The sequence below is a fragment of the Enterococcus sp. E4-150 genome (assembly GCF_035726465.1).
Lineage (GTDB): Bacteria > Bacillota > Bacilli > Lactobacillales > Enterococcaceae > Enterococcus_B > Enterococcus_B faecium.
Genome location: NZ_JAPRGK010000001.1, coordinates 292,133 through 314,741, shown reverse-complemented (window position 1 = coordinate 314,741; position 22,609 = coordinate 292,133). Strand labels below are relative to the sequence as shown.

Here is a 22,609-nt window from a genome sequence, read left to right as displayed (position 1 = left end):
TTCACACCTCTTGATTAGAATAATTGCTTGATGAATAGATAGTCTGTTTGGGGATCATCTCCCATATAAAAAACATGTTCGCTGTATTTGATAAATCCTTTTTTACGATAAAAAGCGAGCGCAACATCGTTGTGTTCCCAAACACCGAGCCAAATGGCTGTTTTTTGCTTTTCTTTTGCTTTTTCAATAGCTGTATCTAGTAAAAATGTACCGATACCTTGATGTTTAAATTTTTTTCGTACATAGATTCGCTCGATTTCTAAAAAATGATCAGCCATTTCCTCAGATTGACTCGTTCCTGTATTTAGTTTCAGGTAACCCGCAGGCTCTTGATCGATACTCACTAGGAAAAAATCGGTTTCTTTATCTTTTAGCTCTTCTGTAAGTTTTTCTAGTGCATAAGCTTGTGTCAAGTAATCAGCTAAATGCTCCGGTGAATTATCTTTTCCAAATGTATCTGTAAATGTTTCGATACTAATTTGTTGTAGTAAGTCTACATCTGAAGGCGTCATTTTTCGAATTTCGTATTTATTCACGGCTTCTTCCTTTCAATAGATCCTTTTATTGCCTTTTTTGACAAAATTCCAATCTTCGCTAACATTCTTGCATACTTTATTTAAAAGATATTCCAATTGTTTTGCTTCTTCGTCAGAAAGACCATTTAATGCGACTGCATTGGAGTAGTTGTTTTCTCGAATGATGAAAGGATAGATTTCTGCTCCTTTTTTAGTCGGATAGAGTTTCTTGATTTTTTTATTTTCTTTATCTTCCAAACGTTCGATCATCCCATTGGATTCTAATTTCTTGATTGCTCGGGCAGTCGTTGTACGATCTACTTTGATCATTTCTGCTAGTTTTTCTTGGATGATTCCAGGATTTTCGCAAATACGTACTAAATAAAGATACTGTCCTCTTGTTAAATCGACTTCTTTGAATTCGATATTGCTAATAGAATCTAGCGCTCGGGCAATCATTCCGATGTCTCGAAGGATTTCAGCCATTTCATCCCACCTTTATTTTGTTTGTAAGACTAGTTTACCTCTTTTTGTTGCAAATGCAACTATTTTCAATAAAAAAATCAAGTTCTTTTTTAATAACTAGTAAAGTATATTCTTTTCTTCTTTTACGAAAAAGCTCAATCACAATAGATCTGGTTTTTGTTTTCTAAAATAAGTAACTGTTTCTTCGTTGTTCGCTTTTCTGATAGCTTTGGCAACTCTTCTATACTAAAAAATCCCATGTTGGAAGTTTCATTATTCTCAATAAACTTGGCCTCTTCACCGTGTATCGCACAAGCAAAAACAAGTTTATAATACTGAAAAAGCTGTGGAATATCTTTTTGTTTATTCGTATCAAAAACTGCTCGCAACTGAGTAGTTTCTACTGTTAATCCTGTTTCTTCATAGACTTCTTTACGCACATTTTCTTCAGGAGACAATCCTATTTCAGCAAATCCACCAGGAAGTGACCATTCTTTCGTCCGTTTATCTTCGATTAGTAGGACCTTGCCATCTTTTTTGATATAGGCACGAACATCTACTTTTGGTGTTGGATGTCCTTCTCCAATCGTTGTGAGCGCTTTTATTTCTTCGAAAGTTTCTTTTCCTATTTCACTGATCAATTCCAATGAAATCGTCCGGATCTCCTCAAAACGCTCTTTATCAAATACATCTTTTCCATAATATAGACCAGCTTGAGAAAGTGCGAGTAGTCTTTTGTATTGAGCCAACTTCTTGTTCATTCTCTTCCCTTCTTTTTTAGCAAATGTATGACTATGTAATCAAGTATAGAAGACTAGTTTAATTACGGCAAATAAATATAATGAAATCTGCAATAAATAAAAGAATGTTAAAAAACTCGAGAACAAAAGACATTCGACTTCTCTGGGGCTGTGAATAAACGGCGTTCAAAAGCTTGCATCTGCGGTAATAAGCCCCACCAAACGAAAAATATGACGAGCTATTCTTGTCTGGCTGTTCTTATTAATTGAGGCAGGACAGCTTTTTCACAACCTCCCCACTAAACGGTGTTCAATCAGCTGATGCTCGGTATTCACTAAAAAAACGGCAAAATATGAGGAGCTATTTTGCCGTTTTTTTCTATAATACTCATATTAAAACACTGACTTCACAACCTCTTCCTTAAACGGTGTTCTCCTACCAACTCCTCGGTCACAAGTTACAATATTCATCAAACATGAGAAGCTGTTTTTTTGAAATTGCTCCTTGTGACTCGGAGCTGAACGGTAGGCTCACGACCTCTCGGTAAACGGTGTTCTCCTGCCAACTCCTCGGTCACAAGTCACAATATTCATCAAACATGAGAAGCTGTTTCTTTGAAATTGCTCCTTGTGACTCGGAGCTGAACGGTAGGCTCACGACCTCTCGGTAAACGGTGTTCTCCTGCCAACTCCTCGGTCACAAGTTACAATATTCATCATACATGAGAAGCTGTTTTTTTGAAATTGCTCCTTGTGACTCGGAGCTGAACGACAGGCTCACGACCTCTCGGTAAACGGCGTTCAAAAACCAATCTTTCGATATTAAGCCATTTCTTTGTTACTTATTGTCATTGATTTCTTTTTCTAATTTATCCAATAGTGGAGTGTAATCCACTTGAGTATAGTCTGTTACATCAAATTCATATAGTGTTCCTAACTGGAATTTGTCATATTTTCGGTCGGCGATGATCTTTTTGAATGCTTCTTTCGTAATATGATTGGTCCCTTTCGTTCGATCTTTCAATACGTCACCATAGTGATAATGATCCATGATATAGCTCAAATGACGATCTGATTCACGATCACGTTTGTACCGACGTTGCCATAACACTTCAAAGTCTGCTGTTAGGCGAATCGTGATCACCTGATATCCGTATCTATCTGCTAATTCTTGGAGTCGTGCTTTTTGCTTATCACTAAAAGGATACTCGGACACAATCACTTTCTTTCCTGCTTCCATATACAAATCAAGTGCTTTGTAATAGAAAGGATAAACTTTCGTCCTTTCTTGTTCCGCCCGTTCTTTCAAATTGTTAAACCCGATGGATTCTGCATAGTATTCCTTGATTTCATCGAGCGTGATGGCATACATATCTGGAAATCGTTCCCGTAGTTTATTCATAAGATATGTTTTTCCTGTACCAGGACTACCAGCCAGAAGAATGAAATACTTTTTCATCTCATTTATTTCCTAAGTTAATTGGACTTTCCAAGTTCATAAACAGTCCAATCTTATGCTTGACAATTTCTTTTACTGCTTCATTTGCTGGAATCACATTATGGCGAAGAGACTTGTTGATTTCTGTTTCACTAAAGGTTTCTTTAGCTACTTTCGTCCAGTTGACTAAAAGCTCCGTTCCAACATTGAATTTGCGGATCCCGTTATTGATCAATTCAGGATAATCTTCTTCTTTCACACCTGTTCCTCCATGGATAACTAGGGGGACATCAACTACTGCATCGATTTCTTTCAGCAAGGGAATGTTTACTTCTGTTTTTGATTTGAATTGTCCATGATTCGTACCGATAGCAATAGCTAATGCATCCACGCCTGTAGCTTCTACAAATTTCACTGCGTCTTCCGGTCTTGTATATACCTTGTCATTTTCAGCGACATGGATTCCTTCTTCTGTACCGCCGATTGTTCCAAGTTCTCCTTCTACGGAAACACCGTGCGCATGGGCATATTCTACTACTGCTTTTGTCTTCAGGATATTTTCTTTGAAAGGCAGATGGGACCCATCATACATGACAGAAGTATATCCGCTGTCGATTGCTTCTTTGATATCATCAAAGTCTCGGGCGTGGTCTAAGTGCAAGACTGCATCAACCATTTCTTCTTCTGCAATAGCTGTCATTACATTGACTAACACATGCATGCCGATATATTTAGCGGTATCGACACTTGTTTGAATAATGATTGGCGAACCCATTTCTTTTGCTGCGCCTAGCATAGCAGGAAGCATTTCTAGGTTATGCGTATTAAAAGCTCCAACTGTAAAATTCAACTCTTCTGCTGTTTTTGTTACTTCTTTCAATGTTGTATACATCTTTTATTGCCACCTTATCTTTTTATTTGTTTCCTTTGATCGTTACTTGTTTTGCAATTTGTCGCATCTCATCCATTTTGCCCATGTAGTAATCGATCCCTTGATCATCACCAGCACGAGCAGCATCTGCACGCTTCTGGTTATAGAGGCTCATCAGTTTTTTATACCCATCTCCGATCGTCTGTTTATTTTCCAAGCTCTTTTCTAAATATTGGATGGCTTGATCGTTCTCATACAATTCAGAAAATTTAAGTCCAACTTGTTCATAAAGTTCCGCTAATTTATGCCTATCTTGGGTAGTGGAAATCTCTTGTTTCAATTGTGTGATCTCTGATTGAATCTTTTCGGTCGCTTCTGGCGATAGGGCTTTTTCTTCTTTTGCCAGAACTTTTTTCGGTTCTTTTTCTTTTTTCTTAAAAAATCCAAACATCATTTTCCCTACTTTCAATTAAAATGCTTTCAAAACTGGGCTTAAGATCCAGGCATATAAGAGTGCTGCGGCTACTGTATCTACATCGGTTGCTGTAGCATTGATGAATCCCATCGAATTAAAGATCGTTACTAGCAAAGCGGGCAATAATGTAATAAAGAAACCATGAGCAATACCGCCAATGATCGCTCCTCGGCGTCCGCCAACTGCGTTGCCAAATATTCCTGCTGTCCCTCCGGCAAAGAAATTGGTTAGCATACCAGGTAAAATCATCGCTAAGCCGAACATGGGCAAAGTAAACATGGCAATAATCGTACCAATCGTTGTCGTAATGAAACCTAAAATGACAGCATTTGGGCTATAAGGAAAGAAAACTGGACAATCTAAGGCAGGGATCGCATCAGGAACTAATTTCATAGCTATCCCTCGAAATGCCGGCACGATTTCACCTAACAGTAGACGTACACCAGCTAGCAATACATACACACCCACTACGAATTGGATGGCTTGTAAAAAGGCAAACATGATATAGTTTTGATCTCCTGATAATTCAGAAGCGAATGGTTCGCCTGCAAATAAAACAGTGATGATATATAGCGGGACCATCACGACCATGACAGACAAATAAGTATCTTGCAGAAATTCGAAATGTGTCGGCAACTTGATATCTTCGATCGACTTTTTATTTTCGCCTTTCTCACCAAAAAGCTTAGCAACACCGGCTTCAAATAAGTACCCGATCGTACAAAAATGACCTAAAGCAATATCATTTGATCCAGTGATTTTACGAATGATCGGTTGCGCTACTGCCGGCATAGCAATGGCGAAACAAGCTCCGATAAAACCACCGACCAAGATCAATACGATCCCTCGCAGACCGGCAAAATAGCCAAAGACTGTCGTCATCGTTGCCATCCATAAAATTGCTTGACCAGTTAAAAAAATGTACTTCCATTTTGTGAAACGAGCCAAAATAATATTGAATACAAAAATGGCTAACAACGTCAGTGCAATATCTCTACCTAAACCCAAATCATTCATTGCTTGACCATTGATAGATTCAATAGAAGGGATGATCCCTTGCATATGAAATCCTTCAGTAAAGATTTTCCCGAAATAAGTTAAACTTCCAACGATGATGCTCGAACCGGCACTCAACACTTGAAATCCTAGGAGTGTTTTTAACGTGCCAGAGATGACTTGTCCTGCTGATTTCTTCTGCAGTAGTAGACCCAACATAGCAATCAATGCAATGGTGATCGATGCCTGAGTCAAAATATTTTCGATGATAAAATTGATAACGCTCATGTTTTTACCCTCTTTTCTTTTTGTATTTAGATAACTCCCTTATCTTGCAGAACTGGGGTGATTTTTTCTTCAATTTCATTTTTTGAAACAATATTTTTCAAATAGATCATCGCCGTTTTAGGATCAACTGCGAACTTTTCGAACTGCGAACGAAAATTTTCTGCTGTGATGATCACATCTGGTTTCATGGAAACTGCGGAAGAAATATCACAATGGTCCAGTTTGGCTTCTACTCCTAATTTGTTCAAAACATCCTCAGCAGACATCTGTGCTGCAAAACTACTTCCTAAACCTGCGCCGCATACGAATAAAATATTCAATTTGTTCATCTTTGTTCTCCCCCGTATCATTTATTATTTCTCAACTACTGAAAAAAGCAGTTGTTTGAAATCTTCGATATTTGTGCATTCAATCAATCGATCCAACTTCTCTTCGTTGTTGATCAATTCAATTAGTTCTTTCATGATGTTCAGATGCGAGTAGGAGTCTACTGCTGCCAAACAAAAAATAATCTTTACTGGATCCATTTCAGGATTACCGAAATCGATTGGTTGCTCAATCGTAGCTACGCTGACTCCTAATTTATTGACCCCATCTTCTGGTCGGGCATGGGCTAGTGCCATGTGTTTGCCAATCACGATATACGGTCCGTAATCATTCACTGCACGAATCATCGCTTCGACATAGCGCTCTTCGACAATGTTTTCTTTAACCAATGGTCTAGCAGCTAGTTCAATCGATTCCTCCCAAGTAGTGGCTTTTTCTTTGATCATGATATTGCTGTCCGTCAAAATATCTTTTAACATAGGCTGGATCTCCCTTTTGTTGATTTCTAAATTGTTTGTTTCGAATAATTTTTCTAACTTGCCATAGATGATTCGATCTACTCGGCCACCACTTTCTTTCACGACATCTATTATTTGAGTGAATAACTCCGTCGATTCATGACTGTTAGGCTCTAACCGCTGTAGTTCTTCATTTCTTTTCAAAAAGTCTTCTATAACCAAGATATTCGTCTCAGTTAAAATCGGATCGACAACTAAAAGCGGCTTATTTCGATAATTCAATTGAAAGGTGCTGAAAACCAGATTGACATCCAATTTATCTACTAATTCGATTTCTTTTGAACTTAAAACTGCAGTAATCTCGATCTGAGGAAACTTTTCTTTCAGATTCTCTGCTAACAGATTTCCAGTAGCCATCCCATGGTTACAGACAACGACTGATTTATAAACATAATTCAAGTCTCGCTTGATTACACTGGCGATCGTCGAAAAGTGGATGACAAGAAAAGCTATCTCGTCCTCCAGTATCTTGCCACCAATTACTTCTTCGATTGTAGGAACAAAATGAGTGACTGCGCGGTAGATTGGGAAATAATTTGTTCGGATGTTTTCTTTCAATGGATTCATGACTTGGATATGATTCTTGATTCTTACAATCAGTGCAGCCATGTGCTTATAGAGATTTTCGAATAAAGCTTCTTCCTTTAGATGGAAAGGTACGTGTGTCTCGTTCTCTACAAATTGGATCAATTGGATCGTTAGTAATTGAGCTTGTACCCACTCGATTGAATTGGAGATATCTCTAGCATTGAACGTCTCAATAGTGAAACGAAGATAATTTCTTTCTACTTGCGGGACATTGTCCAATTGAAATTCCTCGATCATGTGGTCAATAAATGCAGAAAAGCTACTGTCTTTTATTTCTGTATTTTTCCAATTAATGGCAGAGATAAATTCATGTTTCCTGATTCGCTGGATCCAGATCAATGTAAAAAGCAGGATTTGTTTTTTATAAATATCATCTTCTTGTTTCAACAACTTATTGGAATAGATCTCCTGTATTTTTTTGATTTCCACCAAAGGAAAATAATGGAGAAAGATTTTTTGAGCCGGTGTTAATTGTGCATCTTGATTCATAAAGAAGTCGGTCATTCCCAGATTCTGATTGATAAAATCATAGATCATCGTACGGATAGATCGTTCTGAACCTTTATAAACCAGTCCTTGCTTTCCATAACTGACGATCTCTATCCCATAACTGACCAGTGTTGCTCGTAACCGTCTCATATCTTCATCTAATGTACTTTTAGAGATTTGAAATTCTTCTTCTTTTTTGTTTAGATGGATCGGTATTCGGCTGTAAGCAACGGTTAAAACTAGATCAAAAATACGTTCGCGCCGATTCAAAAAGCCGTCTTTCACATCTTTTATTTCAGTTTCTAATCGAGCTTGCTTTTCCTTTTCCAGCTTCAACAAAAAACCTTTGTTGCGAATTGTACGGATCTCCGGAAGCTTTTTACTGCTCAACCAGATATTCGCTTCAAGAACTTCCTGACGAATCGTCCGCTGACTGACATTGAATTCACTTGCTAGATGTTTTGCTTTTACTGGATATTGGGCTGTCATGATTCTGTGAAGTATTTCAATTGTTCTTGTTTTCATAGAAATGATCTCCTTCTGATTTCAAGTATATGGTTCCGCTTACATAATAAAAAGTAGATATTTCTGCCACTTGAAGTGGAAAGAAAGTAAGCAAAGCAAACAAAAAATAAGCCATATGCTTTTTCATCTCCTCAACGAAAAAGACATACGCCTATTATTACAAAAATTTTGCCCATCCATACAAAAAAGAGGTTGTGAAAAAGCTGTCCTGCATCAAGTAATAAGAACAACTAAACTAAAATAGTGCTTCCTATTTTTTGTTTGGTTGTTCTTATTATCGCAGATGCAAGCTTTTGAACACCATTTAGTGGAGAGGTTGTGACAGAGATGTTCAGCCTTGAGCGATAAGAAGCGATTTTGAAAAATCGCTTCCCATATTTTACAAAATCGTGCCTTATTGCCGATAGGCTATCTCTGGCACACCGTTTATTCAGAAAAAGGAGCTGCGACAAGGCTTTTGTCACAACTCCGTTCATAAATATTTCCTGTCAATCCAGCATAATCGGTTGAATAAAATCGGCTTGCCATCTTTTTTCTTTCTCAGAAAAATCAAAATACCATATCTGAGAAAAATACTGTCGTTGTGTCTTACTTCCTGAGATCAATCGCCCATCTTTTCGATCGACTGAATAATCACAGCATCTGAAATCAATTCGGATGGCAAAACTATTTTCGTGGATCTGTCGATAATTTCCTACTTCCTGAATAGTTATTTTTTTAGTATGATTTCTTACACCGTCTGCTTTGCTTTTTTGCAGAACTTTCTGATGTTCGGCAAACAGCTTGTCTGTATAACAGCTTCTGGCTTTTTCAGGAGTTTCTTCTTCCCAAGCGGATTGGATCTTCATGAATATCTTTTGGATTTCCAGAAACTGTGCTTTCTTTTCTTTAGCCGTTCCTGACATGCGGGACAATATCTCCGCTTTCAGCCTTTTCTTTTGTCTTTTATTCTTGACGATAGAAAAAGCAGAAACCCCTCCTACTGACAAAACAGCTAATGCAAGAAATCCCGTTTGCTCATAACTAGAAGGACCTGTACTTGGACCATAATACCCATAAGAATCTCTGCCGTAAGAACGACTGCCAAAATAACTGCCCCCATATGAACGACCGCCAAATGAACCTCTGCCCGAACTTCGACCGCTATATGTACCTCCACCATGACCACCCGCGACAGCGAATCCTTGGGTCGGCAGAGCAAACAAACATAGGCCCACTAACAAAATGATTGCTAAATAATTGATTTTTTTCATTGTCTTCCTCGTTATCTTTTATTACAAAAAACTATTTTTATCATAGCCTTGCTAAAAGGAAGAGTCAATAACCAGATGCATAAACTGTTTTTTTAGCAATTTTGACTTATTTAGTCATTGAGTAATATCGGACAGATGTATGTGTCGGCAGTCCATAATTCCTCTATCTTCAGCATGAACAAGCTGGCAGACAAGAGATCTGCGCTTCCTCCAGGAGAGATTTGGTTTTCCTGACAAAAGTGCAGCAGTGCTGTAAATGGACGATTTGGTAAAGCACTTTGACTAGCAGCATGAGCAAGTTTTTGCATTTCCACTAACGTTTTCTGATCACTGCGATGCAATACGCATGTGTCATCTAGCGAACTCATCAAAACTAACAACATATGCATTTGTTTCTGTACATATGAATCATTATCTAGCTCCTTAGCTGCTTGGATTGCAAGCCTGATATGCGGATACCCTAATATCGCTTCTTCATATGCACCATTTACGCCATATTTTTGCTTCACCGTATGACCATGAGTGGTTTTTTTATGACGATATTTTGTATCAGGAAAAGCAGCAAGCTTGCTGACATCACCGAGTATTTCCGTTAAAGAAAAAGGCTGTTCCATACTGATTTTTTGTGCAATGACACTGATCAATAGCCCCATTGCCCAAATTGCTCCTTTATGGGTATTGATGCCATTTGTAGCAATCAGCATTGCCTTTTCCGCTTTTCGCCCAATCTCAGCAATTCTTTCTCTTAACTCCTGATCAATAGCATGATGCCATGCTATTTGAGCCATTTCTTCAAAAAAAGGAGTTAGCGTCTTAGCAGACTTAAGAAATAAAGCATAGTCCATATCGGAATGTGCACCCGCATCCAGTGCATCCACTAATCCAGGTTTTGGACTTAATGTTACTTCTGCGATCAATGCTTCCTCTACCAACGCAGCGAGTTGCTGAGTTACTGCTTTTTTTCGTTCGTCATTTATCATGACACTCACTCCTTCTTTCTACTATTACTTGCTGAAACCTTTTTTGATAGCTACCCAAATGATATGAAGTAACCAGCTTAAAGCAAATGCACAACTTGCCGTCATTAGATAAGCTACAAGAATCATGACTCCTGAAGGTAACTGCAGCCAACTATCTTTAAACAATAATAACAGTACTTGGAAAACAAATACATTGGCTAAATACGTACGATAAGCATAAACAGACAACCATTTGAACAATGGCAATTTTGGCGAATCGTTTACAATCATTTTGGAAGCGCCTATGAAGACAGCAAAGATGATGACTAAACTGTATAAACTTTGGATCGTATTCAAGTAAGGCGCATTCGCAAAGCTCAAGTCTCCTGGATGTGCGAGCAATGAACGGACAGAAAAGAACGCGATAACTAAGGCAACAGGTAAGAAAAGATAACGTACTCTGTCCAAATATTGATAAACTTTTTCGTGATAAACAAATGCGGCTACCCCATAAATCCCGTAAATCATGAAACTAGCAACAAACCGATCTAATAAGTACCAGCTGTCATGATAAGGCCCAGTCAATACTTGTGTTTGATAGAACAGATACCATGCGACATATAAAATCGTTGAACCAATCAATACTGGCCATACATATTTTTTATTAGCAAATACTTTGTAACCGAGCCAAACAAAAAACGGCATGAACAATTGGATCTGCAGCATCATAACGGTATACCATAAATGAGGCGCTCCATCACCTGTGACATATTTCAGTAAAAAGCTTGCAGTATCCGTATACGGAGTTTGTTGTTGGACTGCTGGAAATAGCCAAAGATAAGCCGTCGTCCATAGAAGATACGGAACGACTAGTTCAAAAAACTTTTCTTTCAAAAATTCCCAATAAGACAAATGCTGACTTGTTTTTACCATATTATAAACAATTGCAAAAATAAACATTGGTGCTGTGTATTTAACGATGACGTAAAAGGTACCAAGAAAAGCTGTATTTGTTGCGCTGTGGCTGTTTGCCAAAGCAAAGCTCAATATCGTTTGCATCATAACAGCCGTTACAGCTGATACTTTCTGGAAGTCACTTACGTTGATTTTGATTTTTTTGTTTTCAAACATCTCTTTCTCTCTCTTTTTCTTTATTACCAAAGTTCTTTGGTTAATTTAGGTCCTTCGACTGTTTTCAATAGAATTTTTTTCTCTGGCTCTCTCAAATACTCTTTTAGTGAAAAACCGCCTTGCCGAGTCACTACTTGGGTATCGAATTGATCAAAAAAAGCAGGATGCGATTGAATTACCTGAATTGGCAATTCAATCGGTGAATCTGCGTACAGTAGCAAATCAAAATCACTGGTTTCTTTTACTGCCGGAATCCCAGTCGATAATTCAAATCCTAAGCTGCCGCCGATTCCCCATTTACATCCTGATAATATGTTTCTAGCAGCATGAAATTGCTGATAAACAGGATAATCCATGATTTTCTCTTGTCTATGCGATTCTTGTTCGATGATGTCCCACGGATGAATGACTTGTTTGACGGCATGTTTTGAGATTTCTGTTGCCCATCTCTGATTGCGGGCAGGTCCACGTAAACCAATCGGTAGTATTTCTGCGTGATCCGTCGACGCACGACGAACTGTTCCGAACATCTTTTCAGTTAGAACGACCCATTCAGGCAAGGTGAACCCTTCTATTTCATGTTTATCAAAAAGGACAATATCATGTGCTTGAATCATTTTTTATGCATCCCATTCTTCGTCCATTTTGGCACGGACTTTATTTGTTTCGACACGTCCGAATGTTTTGGCTGTTTCGTTTGTGTATCGATTTGTCAGCATCGTGTCATTTGTATTGCGGACATCTTGAATGGCTTCATTGATTGCTTCGATGACTTTGCTGACATTTTGTTCTGAAGCAGCTTGGTCGGTGATATCTTCTAGGAAATGATAGATCGCTCCTAGTTTTGTATAATTATTGATATCGTAAGCGATAGCTGGAACTTTTTCAGCAGCTGCTTCGATTTCAGCAACCGAACGTTTTGTCACACGTGCAGCACTTTCTTTAGACATCGCTTGGACGGTAATTTCTTTATTGTTTAAAGCAATCAAGCGGCTTGATTGTAATCCATGTGCTAAAAATGCACCTGAAATAGCATTTCCTGCAATCAATCCAATAACTGGATGTCCAGCTTGACGGAGTTTTGCATAAGCAGCAGCACTATTAGCCAAAGCCACATGGATACCGATCAATTCTTCGTTATAGCCGTATGCTTGGCTTGGTACATCGATCACAACGATGATTGGCCGTTTCACTTTTTTGTCTTTATCTTCTTCGTAAACGTGATCCAAAATTTGTCCCATGCGGAAACCTTCAACTAAACCAACTTCACCGTTTCGTACACGGTACATCGGGTTTTTAGGATCAGGTACGATTGATGTCACGATGGCTTCTTCTATGAATTTACTTGATTTACCATAATACACAGTACTAATAGAAGAAGTTGGATTTTTCATGCCAGTTAGTGCCGCAAACCAATCGTAACCAACACTTGCTGCAGCTGGTTCATTTCCTTCTGCTACTTCTGGTAAGTCAATTGATTTTGCTTGATGGTTAGCAATTGCTTCATTGTAATCGTTAATGGCCATTGGTTTTGAAAGATCTAAAGAATCAAGTAATGATAAATAAAATGCTGAGCTTTCACTGCGATGCGTGTCTTTTCGTTCGTCCATTGCTGCGATGACAGCAGCTTTGATTGCTTCTACACTATCAGTCACTAATTCATCAATGATTTTTGATTCTACCCGTTGACGAGATCCTAATGTATTCCAAATCAAGTCTTTGTCACTAGAATCAAATTCTCGAACGCCTGCTTCTTGCTCAATAACTTCTGGTCCATTCAAACCGACTCTCGCTTTTTTTGTTGCGATTAAATAACTCATTAATGCTGAAGTAATCGACATACCGCCAAATGATCCTACACGTCCTGGAATCAAACCGATGACTGGTACATATTGTTTTAGAGCAATGATTACATTTCCGATTTCTGAAATAGATAACAGTCCGTAGTTTGCTTCTTGCAAACGAACACCACCTGTATCTAGTACAATGACTGGAAAGATCTCATTTCCTTTTTTATTTTCTTCTAACACATGTTCAAGTGCAGCAACGATTTTTGCACCGGAAACTTCACCGATACCGCCACCTTGGAATTTTCCTTCCATAGCGATTACTACTGCTTGTTTGCCATTGATCGTTCCACGGCTGACAACGATCCCGTCATCACTTTCAGGGACGATTCCTTGTGCTGGTAAACTTGGCGCGATGATTTGATCGAATGGGCCAATCAATTCACGTCCATTGTCAAGTAGAGCATTCACTCGTTCTCTGGCATTTAATTCTACAAAACTATTTTTCATCTGAAAGTTCCTCCATTGCTTGCGTCAATCGCAGGTACACAACTCCTGGTGTAGCACCGAAGTCATTGATCACGATATCTGCTGAAATTGGATAACGATCAAAAAATCTCGTTAATACATTGTTCCATACTTCGCCGAAGCCATCGCTTCCTGTACAGATTTTTACAGTAGATTCTGTTTTTTCTGTTGGAAACATCAAGATTTCCAAATCTCCTGAACCGACCACTCCTACATGGATTTTCTTATTGATCGGCTGTTTCGTTGGATATTTATAAGCTAATTGTTCCATGGATCTCTCCCCTTTTTGTAAAACAGAGCATACACGTTCTGCTTATTCGTCTTTCTTCTTCCATCTGGGTAAATGGCGACAAAAGGTTTTTCTCGCCAATTTTATGACCAAGTTCTGAATTTCATTGGTGGTTCATATAGTCCATCTGACCATTCGATCAAATCATCGATTGTTTGTGCAGCTAATAATGAACGTTTCGCTTCACTGCGTTTGATGCCTAGATCTTCTGGTAATTTCACGATGCCGGCTGCACGCAAACGGTCTAGTGATTCTTTAGTACTTGTCATCCCAAGAGGTGTGACACCGCCGATGGCTGCAATTGCTGCTTGTCGTTCTTCTTTTGTTTTTGCTTTGTACAAATAAGCAATTCCTTCTTCTGTCACGATATGTGTAGTATCTTCGCTATAGATCATCACTGGTGCATTGGCTAAGCCTGCTTGTTTTTGAACAGCTAGTGCATCTAATTCTTCGACAAAGACTGGTTTTTTATTTGAACCATATGTTTCAACCATTTGAACAACTAATTTTTGGCCTTTCCCTAATGGATCATCATTGTCGCGAAGTGATTGCCATGCTGGTGTAGAATGACGACGACCGCCAGGATTATGTCCCATGTTAGGCGCACCGCCAAAACCAGATAAACGTCCTTTTGTTACGGTAGAAGAGTTTCCTTCGTAATCTAATTGCAAGGTTGAACCGATAAACATATCGATGGCATATTGTCCAGCTGCTTGTGATAATGTTCGGTTACTGCGCATCGTGCCGTCTTTACCGACAAAAAAGACATCGGGGCGAGCAGCAATATATTTTTCCATACCAACTTCGCCACCAAAACTATGGATGCTTTCAACCCAACCTGATTCGATGGCTGGAATCATCGTTGGATGTGGGTTCAATACCCAGTTCTTCGCGATTTTCCCTTTCAACCCTAGTGATTCGCCATAAGTTGGCAGTAACAATTCGATAGCTGCTGTATTGAATCCAATACCGTGATTCAAAGATTGTACGCCGTGTTCTGCGTAGATTCCTTTGATTGCCATCATTGCCATTAGGATTTGCAATTCTGTGATGTTTTGAGGATCTCGTGTGAATAAAGCTTCTAATTGATAAGGTTTATCTGCTTTCACGACAACGTCTACCCAGTCACCAGGGATATCTACACGTGGTAAAGAATCGACAACTTCGTTGACTTGAACGATCACGATACCATCTTTGAAAGCTGCAGCTTCGACGATTGTTGGTGTTTCTTCCGTATTGAAACCTGTGTACAAGTTGCCGTCTTTATCTGCTTTATCTGCAGCTACTAAAACAACATTTGGAATCAAATCGATGAATAAGCGTCCATAAAGTTCCAAATAAGTATGGATATCACCTAATTTCATTGTGCCGTCTTCAATCATTTGGGCGACACGCAAGCTTTGTGCACCAGCATAAGAAAAATCGATCTTACTTGCGATTCCTTTTTCAAAAATATTCAAATGTTCTGGTCGTGAGATACTAGACATAATCAAATGCAGATTATTCACTTTTTCTGCATCTACTTTTTCAAGACTTTCTGAAAGAAAACTTGCTTGTTTTTGATTGTCGCCTTCTAATACAACTTTGTCGCCGGGAGCAATCAGTTTTTCCATTACTTCTACGATTTTTTCAGTTTCTACATACTTGCCATTGAGCAAGTTGCTGATTTTTTCCAATCGCTGCGCTTTTTTTTCGCGTTTAGAAGCCCAGTTGCGGTTTGGTTTTTCCATAATTAGTCATCTCCATTTTTGATATAGAAACGTGGCGTCATCAATACCATGTTGGTCTAGATTGATCGTACGGATCCCTTTATCTACACCAAATTTTGTATGAATCAGCTTTGTCAAAGTATTGCCGGGGGGAAATTCAATCGTCAGATCCATTCCTAATTCTTTTGCCAAGTCCATCATTTGGTTCCACTGCACAGGGAAAGCTAGATTTTCCAACAAATCTTTACGAATCTCTTCTGCGTCCTGAGTGGCTCTTCCATCCGTATTTTTTATATACAAACATCTAGCATCAGATAGATGGACAGACTGCATATACGGCTTGAATTTCTTGACCGTATCATTCATCAAGAGACAGTGAGATGGCACAGGAACTTTCAGCAGCTTCGCTGTTTGCGCTTGGTGCCGTTTGGCTTCTGCCAACGTAACGGATAAACCTTCGATACTCCCAGATAACGTATGTTGCATCGGACAATTTTCATTTGACAGATAAACTGGATGGTCAGGATCAAATGTTTTTGCTACAATTTCCTCAGCTTCGCTTCTCGTCACACCTACTACTACGCCCATTGCATAACCGCTTGGATAAGCTTCTTTCATTAAGACAGCCCGGTGATAGACTAGTTCCGCTGCATTCTCAAATCTCAAAGATCGACAAGCAACAGCTGCACAAAAAGCACCAATCGAATGTCCTGCTGCAATATCAGGCTGAATACCGTTTTTTTCCATTTCATCTAAATAAAATACTGCTTTTGTCAGTAATGCTAGCTGGATAAAAACCGTATCTTGATAGTTTTCTTCTTTATCAACTAACCGATACCCCGTCACATTTTCTAAACGTTCCATGTACATTTCAGGGATATCCGCTAACATCCCTAACTTCTGACTGCCTTGTCCAGGAAATAAGAAACCTGTACTCATGAGCCTCGCCTCCTCAGCACTTACTTTTTCCACTGCTATCTTAGTCAATTTCTGCTATAATAAAAAATGCCAAAAAAAGAAAAAACCATAACAAAAAGGTATGGATAGGATGGATAATTATGAAATTGCTTCATCTGCAGTATTTTAAAAAAGTATTCGAAACAAAAAATGTTACCCAAGCAGCCAAAGAATTATTTATTTCTCAACCTGCCTTGAGCCGTGCGATCAAACATTTGGAAAACGAATTAGGTGTCCCTTTGTTTTACCATAGCGGCAGAAACATTGAGACGACCGTTTATGCAGAAGAATTTTATCCATATGCAGTCAAGACATTAGACACATTAGAAGAAGGAATCAAATTATTGTCTTCGGTCAATGAGAAGATCGTTACTTCCGTCATATTGTATTTAGAGGTAGCCTCTGTTTCTATTCCGAACTTGGTCCGAATTTTTATGGAAAAGCATCCTGATATCCAATTAACGATCATGCAACATCATTTACCAGATGATATTACCGATCCTGTACTGTACATCACTTCGGAGATGAAGCCTGGCATGACCAATATTCCTATCATGAAAGAACCTGTTTATGTCGCCATTCCTAAGAAACATCCTCTTGCGAAAAAAGAACATCTGCAATTAGAAGATATCCAACGCACCCCCATCTTGATGCTGTCAAAGAGCAACGCCTTCCGTCATACACTGGATGCAGCACTTGAAGCGAAAAGTATCGAATTGACGATCAGTTCGACGACAGATGATCCTGCGACATTACGTTCTATTGTCAAGCAAGGATTAGCTGTTAGCTTTTTCCCAAAAGTTTCTTGGTCTTACGATAAAAATGATCCTTTCGTCTTGCGGGAAATCAAAGATTTGCCCTTGACACGAACAATTTATTTATCTTCTAGCTTCACAGAAGATCATCCTTTGATCAAAATGATTGCAAAAACGATGCGGGAATTTTATTTAGGAAAATAAAAAAAAAGAGCTGGGACAAAATTCTTGTCGCAGCTCTTTTTTCGAACAAACGGTGTTCCAGAAGTAATTTCTTAGAAAATAAGCCGAAATTTCCCAAAAATTTGAGAAGCAATTTTCGTAAATTCCTTCTTATTTCTTGAAGCTAAACATTTCTGTCACAACCTCTTCTCTATTGTCCTAGACATTCATTGCGTTGATTTAAAACTTCCATCAATCAAATCTGCTAGTTCATCTAGCTTTTCTATTTTACGTAGATCAATAGAGATCCAATGTTCTTTATTCATGTGATAGGCTGGAAAATACCCCTCTTTTCCTCGCAAAATTCCGCCAAGTTCAGGATCGACCTTCAAATCAAGAATATTGATGATCCTATGGTCACTTGCATCATCATAGATTTTTTCTTCTGGAACAGACATCAGGACCCCAAACCATTTTTTGCTTTTTTGATGTCTGAATACGCAATAATCAGGAAATTTTTTAAAAATATATTCTGGAGACAAATTGTATGTTTCATTGATGTGATCGATTAGTTCTTTTTTCGTTAGCATCTGCTTCCATCTCTTTCTTATTGATTCGCTTTATTCAAAGATACCACGTAAGAATAGAAAAATGAATACTGGTTGAAAAATCAGTTGAAACTTGACCACCGTTTATTTTCTCCGTATTCTTAGAATAGAAGGGAGTCTGATTGATGTATTCACTAATGAAAAAAATCATTACCGAAAAAGATATTCGACGTCATGTTTCTTTAGTAGAACAATTGCTGAATCATACAAAGATAACCGTAAATGAATTAGCTGAAATCATAGGGACAACCGAACGAACAATTTATTCTGACCTTCAATCTATTCGCTCTCAACTGCCTGAAGGCTGGGACATCATTAGCGATCAAGCAGGGATCAGTTTGCAAAACCAGCAAAATTTATTAGCAAATGACCTTTGGGAGATTTTTTTCAAACAATCAGTCAGTGTCGAACTATTGAAAAGTCTGCTTTTTACAAAAAAAGTTGCTGTCCCTGATTTTCTAGCCGACCATGGGCTTTCTTATGGGACATTGAAAAGACATGTGACTAAAATCAATCAGCGTTTAGCAAGTTACGACTTGCAGATCGATTTGACGAAATATACCGCTTCTATTCTTGGGAAAGAGCGTGCGATTCGCACTTTCTATCATCGACTGCTGATTCCTTTTACTCATAACAACTATTTTTTCGAAGATTATTCGATTCATGAATCCCATTATTTTCAATTTTTAAAAACAATAAATCGAACGGAGCTAGCGGTTGAAACAGAAGAGATTTTTGGAACATGTTGGTTCTTTATCAATACGATCCGTATAAAAGCGAATTGCCGATTAGATTCTTCTATCCATATCAACAGTACACTCTCCTCCCTGTATGACTCTGCATTGAAAAAATTGTATTTAACGGAAGGTATTTATCTCAAAGACACTGAGCTTTCTTTTGCTTCTTTCTGCTTTCTGGAAAGTTGGAATTACAACAATAACTATGGACAAGAAACCGCTCGCTGCCTGCATCATTCTCCATTTTTCGAACGCATCGAAACGTTTGTAGAGGAATTAGCTTTAGAGCTGTCTCTTGATCAGCTAAAAAAAACGTCTCTGACTGATAACTTGGCTCTCCTCGTATTAAAATATCATGAATCGCCGATACTGATTGAACCTTTGGAACGCCAATACCATCGTTTTTTAGAGACGTATGATCAGCAATATGCACACTTGTATCAACAGAAAGAGAATTTACTGAACGATCTAAAAAAAGAAATGGAAATCAATGAACCAAATTACTTTCTCCAGCTCTTGTCTTTACTGATCCAACAAACGATTTTTTCTATCAAACCGAATTTGTTCAATGTCTATTTTATTTTCCAAGGAGAACCTTCATGGAAGGCGTTCTTGCAGCAGGAATTAAAAGATTATCTAGGAAAACGTGTCTGCTTCTTACCTATCGAACTAACCGATCTTTCCACTATTTCTTTCGAAAAAACAGATATCTTGATTTCCAATTTCCCGCTGGATTCTCTAGATATCCCTATCGTATACATTTCTTCTATTCCTACGAAAAATGAGCTCAATCGTTTGACTGAACTCACTTTCAAAACTTTTTTATAGTAACGGCTAGCGACTGTATTCTCTAGCTGTTTTTTCTTTTTTGCGAAACAGTTTATTCATGATCCCTTTTTCTATTTCTACAACCAAGAATAGAAGAATCACATTTGCCCCAATCAATAACTGTTGTGTCATCGTTAAACTTACTGTACCGATCAGCTGCTGGCCGATTGGCAGAAAAATAACCATCCCCTGCAATAAAGCAAGGATACCCAATGAAAGAAAAAGCGATTTGTTTTGCAAAAGACCTTGGTTCAATGACGGCTTGGACAACTCTCTGCAATTGATCATGTAAACAGCTTGAGCTAAGACGATATTTTGCAGAAGAATGGTTTGCTGTAAGCTTTGCCCTTCAAATTGCATAGCCAATAAATAGGCAGGAACCATGATCAGTAGTGCGACATAGATGATCCGAAACAAATGATAACCTGATAGGATTCCTTGCTTTGGATCTCTTGGTGGACGCTTCATGATTTCTGGATCTGGCGACTCGAACCCTAATGCATAAGATAAAGTAATTGTCGTTACCATATTGACCCATAAAATCTGTACTGGGGACAAAGGTAGCGGCCGATTCAGTATCAGCGCCCAAATCAAGATCAATCCTTGAGCTAATGCAGTTGGTAAGAAGAAATTGATGGTCTTTTGCAAGTTATCCAAAATGCGCCGACCTTCTTTTACGGCTTTTGCGATCGTATGGAAATTATCATCTCCTAAAACCATATCAGCTGCCTGTTTGCTTACTTCACTACCTTTGATTCCCATAGCGATTCCTATATCGGCTCTTTTCAAAGCAGGTGCATCATTTACGCCGTCTCCGGTCATTCCGACGATTTCTCCATTTTTCTGCAAAGCTTTCACGATTCGCAGTTTGTGTTCTGGTGTCGTTCGAGCAAAGACATCGACTTTTGGTACTTGTCGAATCAACTCTTCTTCAGACATAAGATCCAAATCGATCCCTTCTAAAACTTTAGCAGTATGTTTTAAGCCAATTTGTTCCGCAATCGCTTTTGCTGTGTCTTTATGATCCCCCGTAATCATTTTCACTGAGATCCCTGCTTGTTGGCATTCCTTTACAGCTTTGACTGCACTTTCTTTTGGCGGATCGATCAACCCGGCAATCCCTGCAAAAGTTAATTGGGTTAAAGTCTCATGCGTGAGTTCCTGTTTCGAATCTACTTTTTTATAAGCAAATCCTAAAACACGCTGACCTTTTTTCGCAAACGCTGTGGCTGTTTGACCCCATGCTTCTTGTTCTGAAGAAGAAAGAGTTGATTTAGTCAATAATACTTCTGGCGCACCTTTGACGTAAATCACCCCTCCTTTTTCCTCCGTATGCATCGTTGCCATATATTTGTATTCAGAGCTGAACGGAATCTTTGCTTCTATTTTTTTCAAAGGCAGATTGGCTGCTTCTGTGTATCGAATCAGCGCAACTTCTGTCGGATTGCCACTTAAATTTTCTGTTTTCTGTTCTTCTTTTGTTTTTAATTCCTGACAATTTTTCATAATAGACAGTACGCGAGTTTCTTCTTTTGCTGCTATATCCACAACTGTCATTTCATTTTTTGTCAATGTCCCTGTCTTATCTGAACAGATCACTGTCATAGAACCTAATGTTTCTACAGAAGGCAGTCCTTTGATGATTGCCTTTTCTTTTGCCATTTCATTTACTCCGACAGATAGGATCATGGTCAAAACAGCTGGCAATCCTTCGGGTACCATTGACACCACCAAAGCGATCATAGCCGAAAGAAGGATATGCCAATCCATACCATATCGAAATGTCGTAAAAATAACTAAGAATAGGCTCAAACAAAGAATGCCTTGAAAAATTTGTTTGTTTAATCGGTTGATTTTTTTAATCAGAGGCGTCGTTTGTTGTTCGACCGATTGCAATGCTTGATTGATTTTACCGATTTCTGTCGTGTTTCCTGTTTCTACAACGACACCGACTGCAGAACCAGATTGTACAAGCGTTCCTGAAAAAGCCATATTTTTCTGGTCGCCGATCGATTCTTCTTCTGTCAAAACGGCATGACTTTTTTCAGATGCTTCTGATTCTCCCGTCAAAATCGATTCTTCCACTAATAAATCATGTGCTTCGATTAATCGGATATCTGCTGGAACGACATCTCCGGCACGTAAGACAATGACATCTCCTTTTACCAGTTCTTTCGCAGGGATTTTTTCTTGCATCCCGTCTGATAGTACTATCGCTTCTTGTCCCATCAGCTGCTTCAAACCATTCAATGATTCTTCCGCTTTTCTTTCTTGCCAGTAACTAACGAGTCCATTGACGATCACTACGAATAAAATAATACTTCCTTCAATATATTCACTAGAAGCAAATTTCAAAAAAGAGGCAATGATCAACACGATCATCAGCAGATCAGTAAAGTGCTTTGCTATTTTTTTCCATCGTTTTGTCTGCTGCCTTGCTTTTATTTCATTATATCCTTGATCAGTCAGGCGTTTCTGTCGTTCTTCTTGCGACAAGCCTTCTGTTGATGTTTGATAGTTTTTCAATACATCTTCTACCGTCAATCTGTACCAGTTCATCCTATCCCCTCCTGTTTAATTGATACTGTTATTATACGCAGGGAAGTTTTTTCAGACGTATCGATTATTTCAGGGGGGTCTGAAATAATTCGTTTTGCAGAATGTATCTGGG

The 22,609-nt window shown here is 38.6% G+C and carries 21 protein-coding genes; 2 read left to right on the top strand and 19 right to left on the bottom strand.

Annotation, left to right across the window (positions count from 1 at the left end; translation table 11 throughout):
- Positions 1 to 14 precede the first annotated feature (14 nt).
- The 17 genes from OZ002_RS01510 to OZ002_RS01430 all read right to left on the bottom strand — a co-directional run bounded on the left by OZ002_RS01510 (position 15) and on the right by OZ002_RS01430 (position 16,830).
- On the bottom strand, positions 15 to 512 hold the full coding sequence (locus tag OZ002_RS01510; RefSeq protein WP_002321138.1) for a GNAT family N-acetyltransferase: 498 nt from the start codon (positions 510 to 512) through the stop codon (positions 15 to 17).
- A gap of 36 nt (positions 513 to 548) precedes the next feature.
- Positions 549 to 1,001, bottom strand: coding sequence for a MarR family winged helix-turn-helix transcriptional regulator (locus OZ002_RS01505; RefSeq protein ID WP_002294693.1), 453 nt, complete (start codon positions 999 to 1,001; stop codon positions 549 to 551).
- 134 nt (positions 1,002 to 1,135) lie between these two features.
- Entirely contained in the window at positions 1,136 to 1,741 is a 606-nt protein-coding gene (locus OZ002_RS01500; RefSeq protein ID WP_002294695.1) for an NUDIX hydrolase, read from the bottom strand.
- Between the two features lie 817 nt (positions 1,742 to 2,558).
- Positions 2,559 to 3,179, bottom strand: a complete 621-nt coding sequence (locus tag OZ002_RS01495) for an AAA family ATPase (RefSeq protein WP_325082753.1) — start codon at positions 3,177 to 3,179, stop codon at positions 2,559 to 2,561.
- A gap of 1 nt (position 3,180) precedes the next feature.
- Positions 3,181 to 4,050 carry a class II fructose-bisphosphate aldolase gene (locus OZ002_RS01490; protein ID WP_002294699.1) on the bottom strand — a complete coding sequence of 290 codons (870 nt, stop codon included), beginning with the start codon at positions 4,048 to 4,050 and terminating at the stop codon, positions 3,181 to 3,183.
- A 22-nt stretch (positions 4,051 to 4,072) separates the two neighbouring features.
- On the bottom strand, positions 4,073 to 4,480 hold the full coding sequence (locus OZ002_RS01485; protein ID WP_002307887.1) for a hypothetical protein: 408 nt from the start codon (positions 4,478 to 4,480) through the stop codon (positions 4,073 to 4,075).
- Positions 4,481 to 4,498: 18 nt separating this feature from the next.
- Positions 4,499 to 5,788, bottom strand: coding sequence for a PTS sugar transporter subunit IIC (locus tag OZ002_RS01480; protein WP_156249284.1), 1,290 nt, complete (start codon positions 5,786 to 5,788; stop codon positions 4,499 to 4,501).
- A gap of 26 nt (positions 5,789 to 5,814) precedes the next feature.
- The gene (locus OZ002_RS01475) at positions 5,815 to 6,117 is read right to left on the bottom strand and encodes a PTS sugar transporter subunit IIB (RefSeq protein WP_002287534.1); all 303 of its coding nucleotides are present in this window, start codon (positions 6,115 to 6,117) and stop codon (positions 5,815 to 5,817) included.
- A 24-nt stretch (positions 6,118 to 6,141) separates the two neighbouring features.
- Positions 6,142 to 8,235, bottom strand: coding sequence for a BglG family transcription antiterminator (locus OZ002_RS01470; RefSeq protein WP_156249285.1), 2,094 nt, complete (start codon positions 8,233 to 8,235; stop codon positions 6,142 to 6,144).
- 488 nt (positions 8,236 to 8,723) lie between these two features.
- The gene (locus OZ002_RS01465) at positions 8,724 to 9,488 is read right to left on the bottom strand and encodes a TIM44-like domain-containing protein (protein ID WP_156249286.1); all 765 of its coding nucleotides are present in this window, start codon (positions 9,486 to 9,488) and stop codon (positions 8,724 to 8,726) included.
- A 110-nt stretch (positions 9,489 to 9,598) separates the two neighbouring features.
- Positions 9,599 to 10,468 carry a triphosphoribosyl-dephospho-CoA synthase MdcB gene (gene mdcB / locus OZ002_RS01460; RefSeq protein ID WP_156249287.1) on the bottom strand — a complete coding sequence of 290 codons (870 nt, stop codon included), beginning with the start codon at positions 10,466 to 10,468 and terminating at the stop codon, positions 9,599 to 9,601.
- 24 nt (positions 10,469 to 10,492) lie between these two features.
- Positions 10,493 to 11,578 (bottom strand): acyltransferase family protein, encoded by a 1,086-nt coding sequence (locus OZ002_RS01455; RefSeq protein WP_002325260.1) that lies wholly within the window; start codon positions 11,576 to 11,578, stop codon positions 10,493 to 10,495.
- 23 nt (positions 11,579 to 11,601) lie between these two features.
- The gene (locus tag OZ002_RS01450) at positions 11,602 to 12,195 is read right to left on the bottom strand and encodes a malonate decarboxylase holo-ACP synthase (RefSeq protein ID WP_156249288.1); all 594 of its coding nucleotides are present in this window, start codon (positions 12,193 to 12,195) and stop codon (positions 11,602 to 11,604) included.
- Between the two features lie 3 nt (positions 12,196 to 12,198).
- Positions 12,199 to 13,875 carry a biotin-independent malonate decarboxylase subunit beta gene (gene mdcD, locus OZ002_RS01445; protein ID WP_125179235.1) on the bottom strand — a complete coding sequence of 559 codons (1,677 nt, stop codon included), beginning with the start codon at positions 13,873 to 13,875 and terminating at the stop codon, positions 12,199 to 12,201.
- Entirely contained in the window at positions 13,865 to 14,164 is a 300-nt protein-coding gene (locus OZ002_RS01440; protein WP_002287548.1) for a malonate decarboxylase subunit delta, read from the bottom strand. Before OZ002_RS01440 ends, mdcD begins: the two co-directional genes overlap by 11 nt.
- A gap of 101 nt (positions 14,165 to 14,265) precedes the next feature.
- Positions 14,266 to 15,912 (bottom strand): malonate decarboxylase subunit alpha, encoded by a 1,647-nt coding sequence (mdcA, locus tag OZ002_RS01435; RefSeq protein ID WP_156249289.1) that lies wholly within the window; start codon positions 15,910 to 15,912, stop codon positions 14,266 to 14,268.
- A 6-nt stretch (positions 15,913 to 15,918) separates the two neighbouring features.
- Positions 15,919 to 16,830, bottom strand: a complete 912-nt coding sequence (locus OZ002_RS01430) for an ACP S-malonyltransferase (RefSeq protein WP_002287550.1) — start codon at positions 16,828 to 16,830, stop codon at positions 15,919 to 15,921.
- A 119-nt stretch (positions 16,831 to 16,949) separates the two neighbouring features.
- Between OZ002_RS01430 and OZ002_RS01425 the strand changes: the two genes are divergently transcribed.
- Entirely contained in the window at positions 16,950 to 17,807 is an 858-nt protein-coding gene (locus OZ002_RS01425) for a LysR family transcriptional regulator (protein WP_002287551.1), read from the top strand.
- A gap of 185 nt (positions 17,808 to 17,992) precedes the next feature.
- Here OZ002_RS01425 and OZ002_RS01420 read toward each other — a convergent pair whose 3' ends face one another.
- The gene (locus tag OZ002_RS01420) at positions 17,993 to 18,355 is read right to left on the bottom strand and encodes an MmcQ/YjbR family DNA-binding protein (RefSeq protein WP_002287552.1); all 363 of its coding nucleotides are present in this window, start codon (positions 18,353 to 18,355) and stop codon (positions 17,993 to 17,995) included.
- 143 nt (positions 18,356 to 18,498) lie between these two features.
- Between OZ002_RS01420 and OZ002_RS01415 the strand changes: the two genes are divergently transcribed.
- Positions 18,499 to 19,938 (top strand): helix-turn-helix domain-containing protein, encoded by a 1,440-nt coding sequence (locus OZ002_RS01415; RefSeq protein WP_002331954.1) that lies wholly within the window; start codon positions 18,499 to 18,501, stop codon positions 19,936 to 19,938.
- A 6-nt stretch (positions 19,939 to 19,944) separates the two neighbouring features.
- Here OZ002_RS01415 and OZ002_RS01410 read toward each other — a convergent pair whose 3' ends face one another.
- Positions 19,945 to 22,497, bottom strand: coding sequence for an HAD-IC family P-type ATPase (locus tag OZ002_RS01410; protein WP_156249290.1), 2,553 nt, complete (start codon positions 22,495 to 22,497; stop codon positions 19,945 to 19,947).
- Positions 22,498 to 22,609 lie beyond the last annotated feature (112 nt).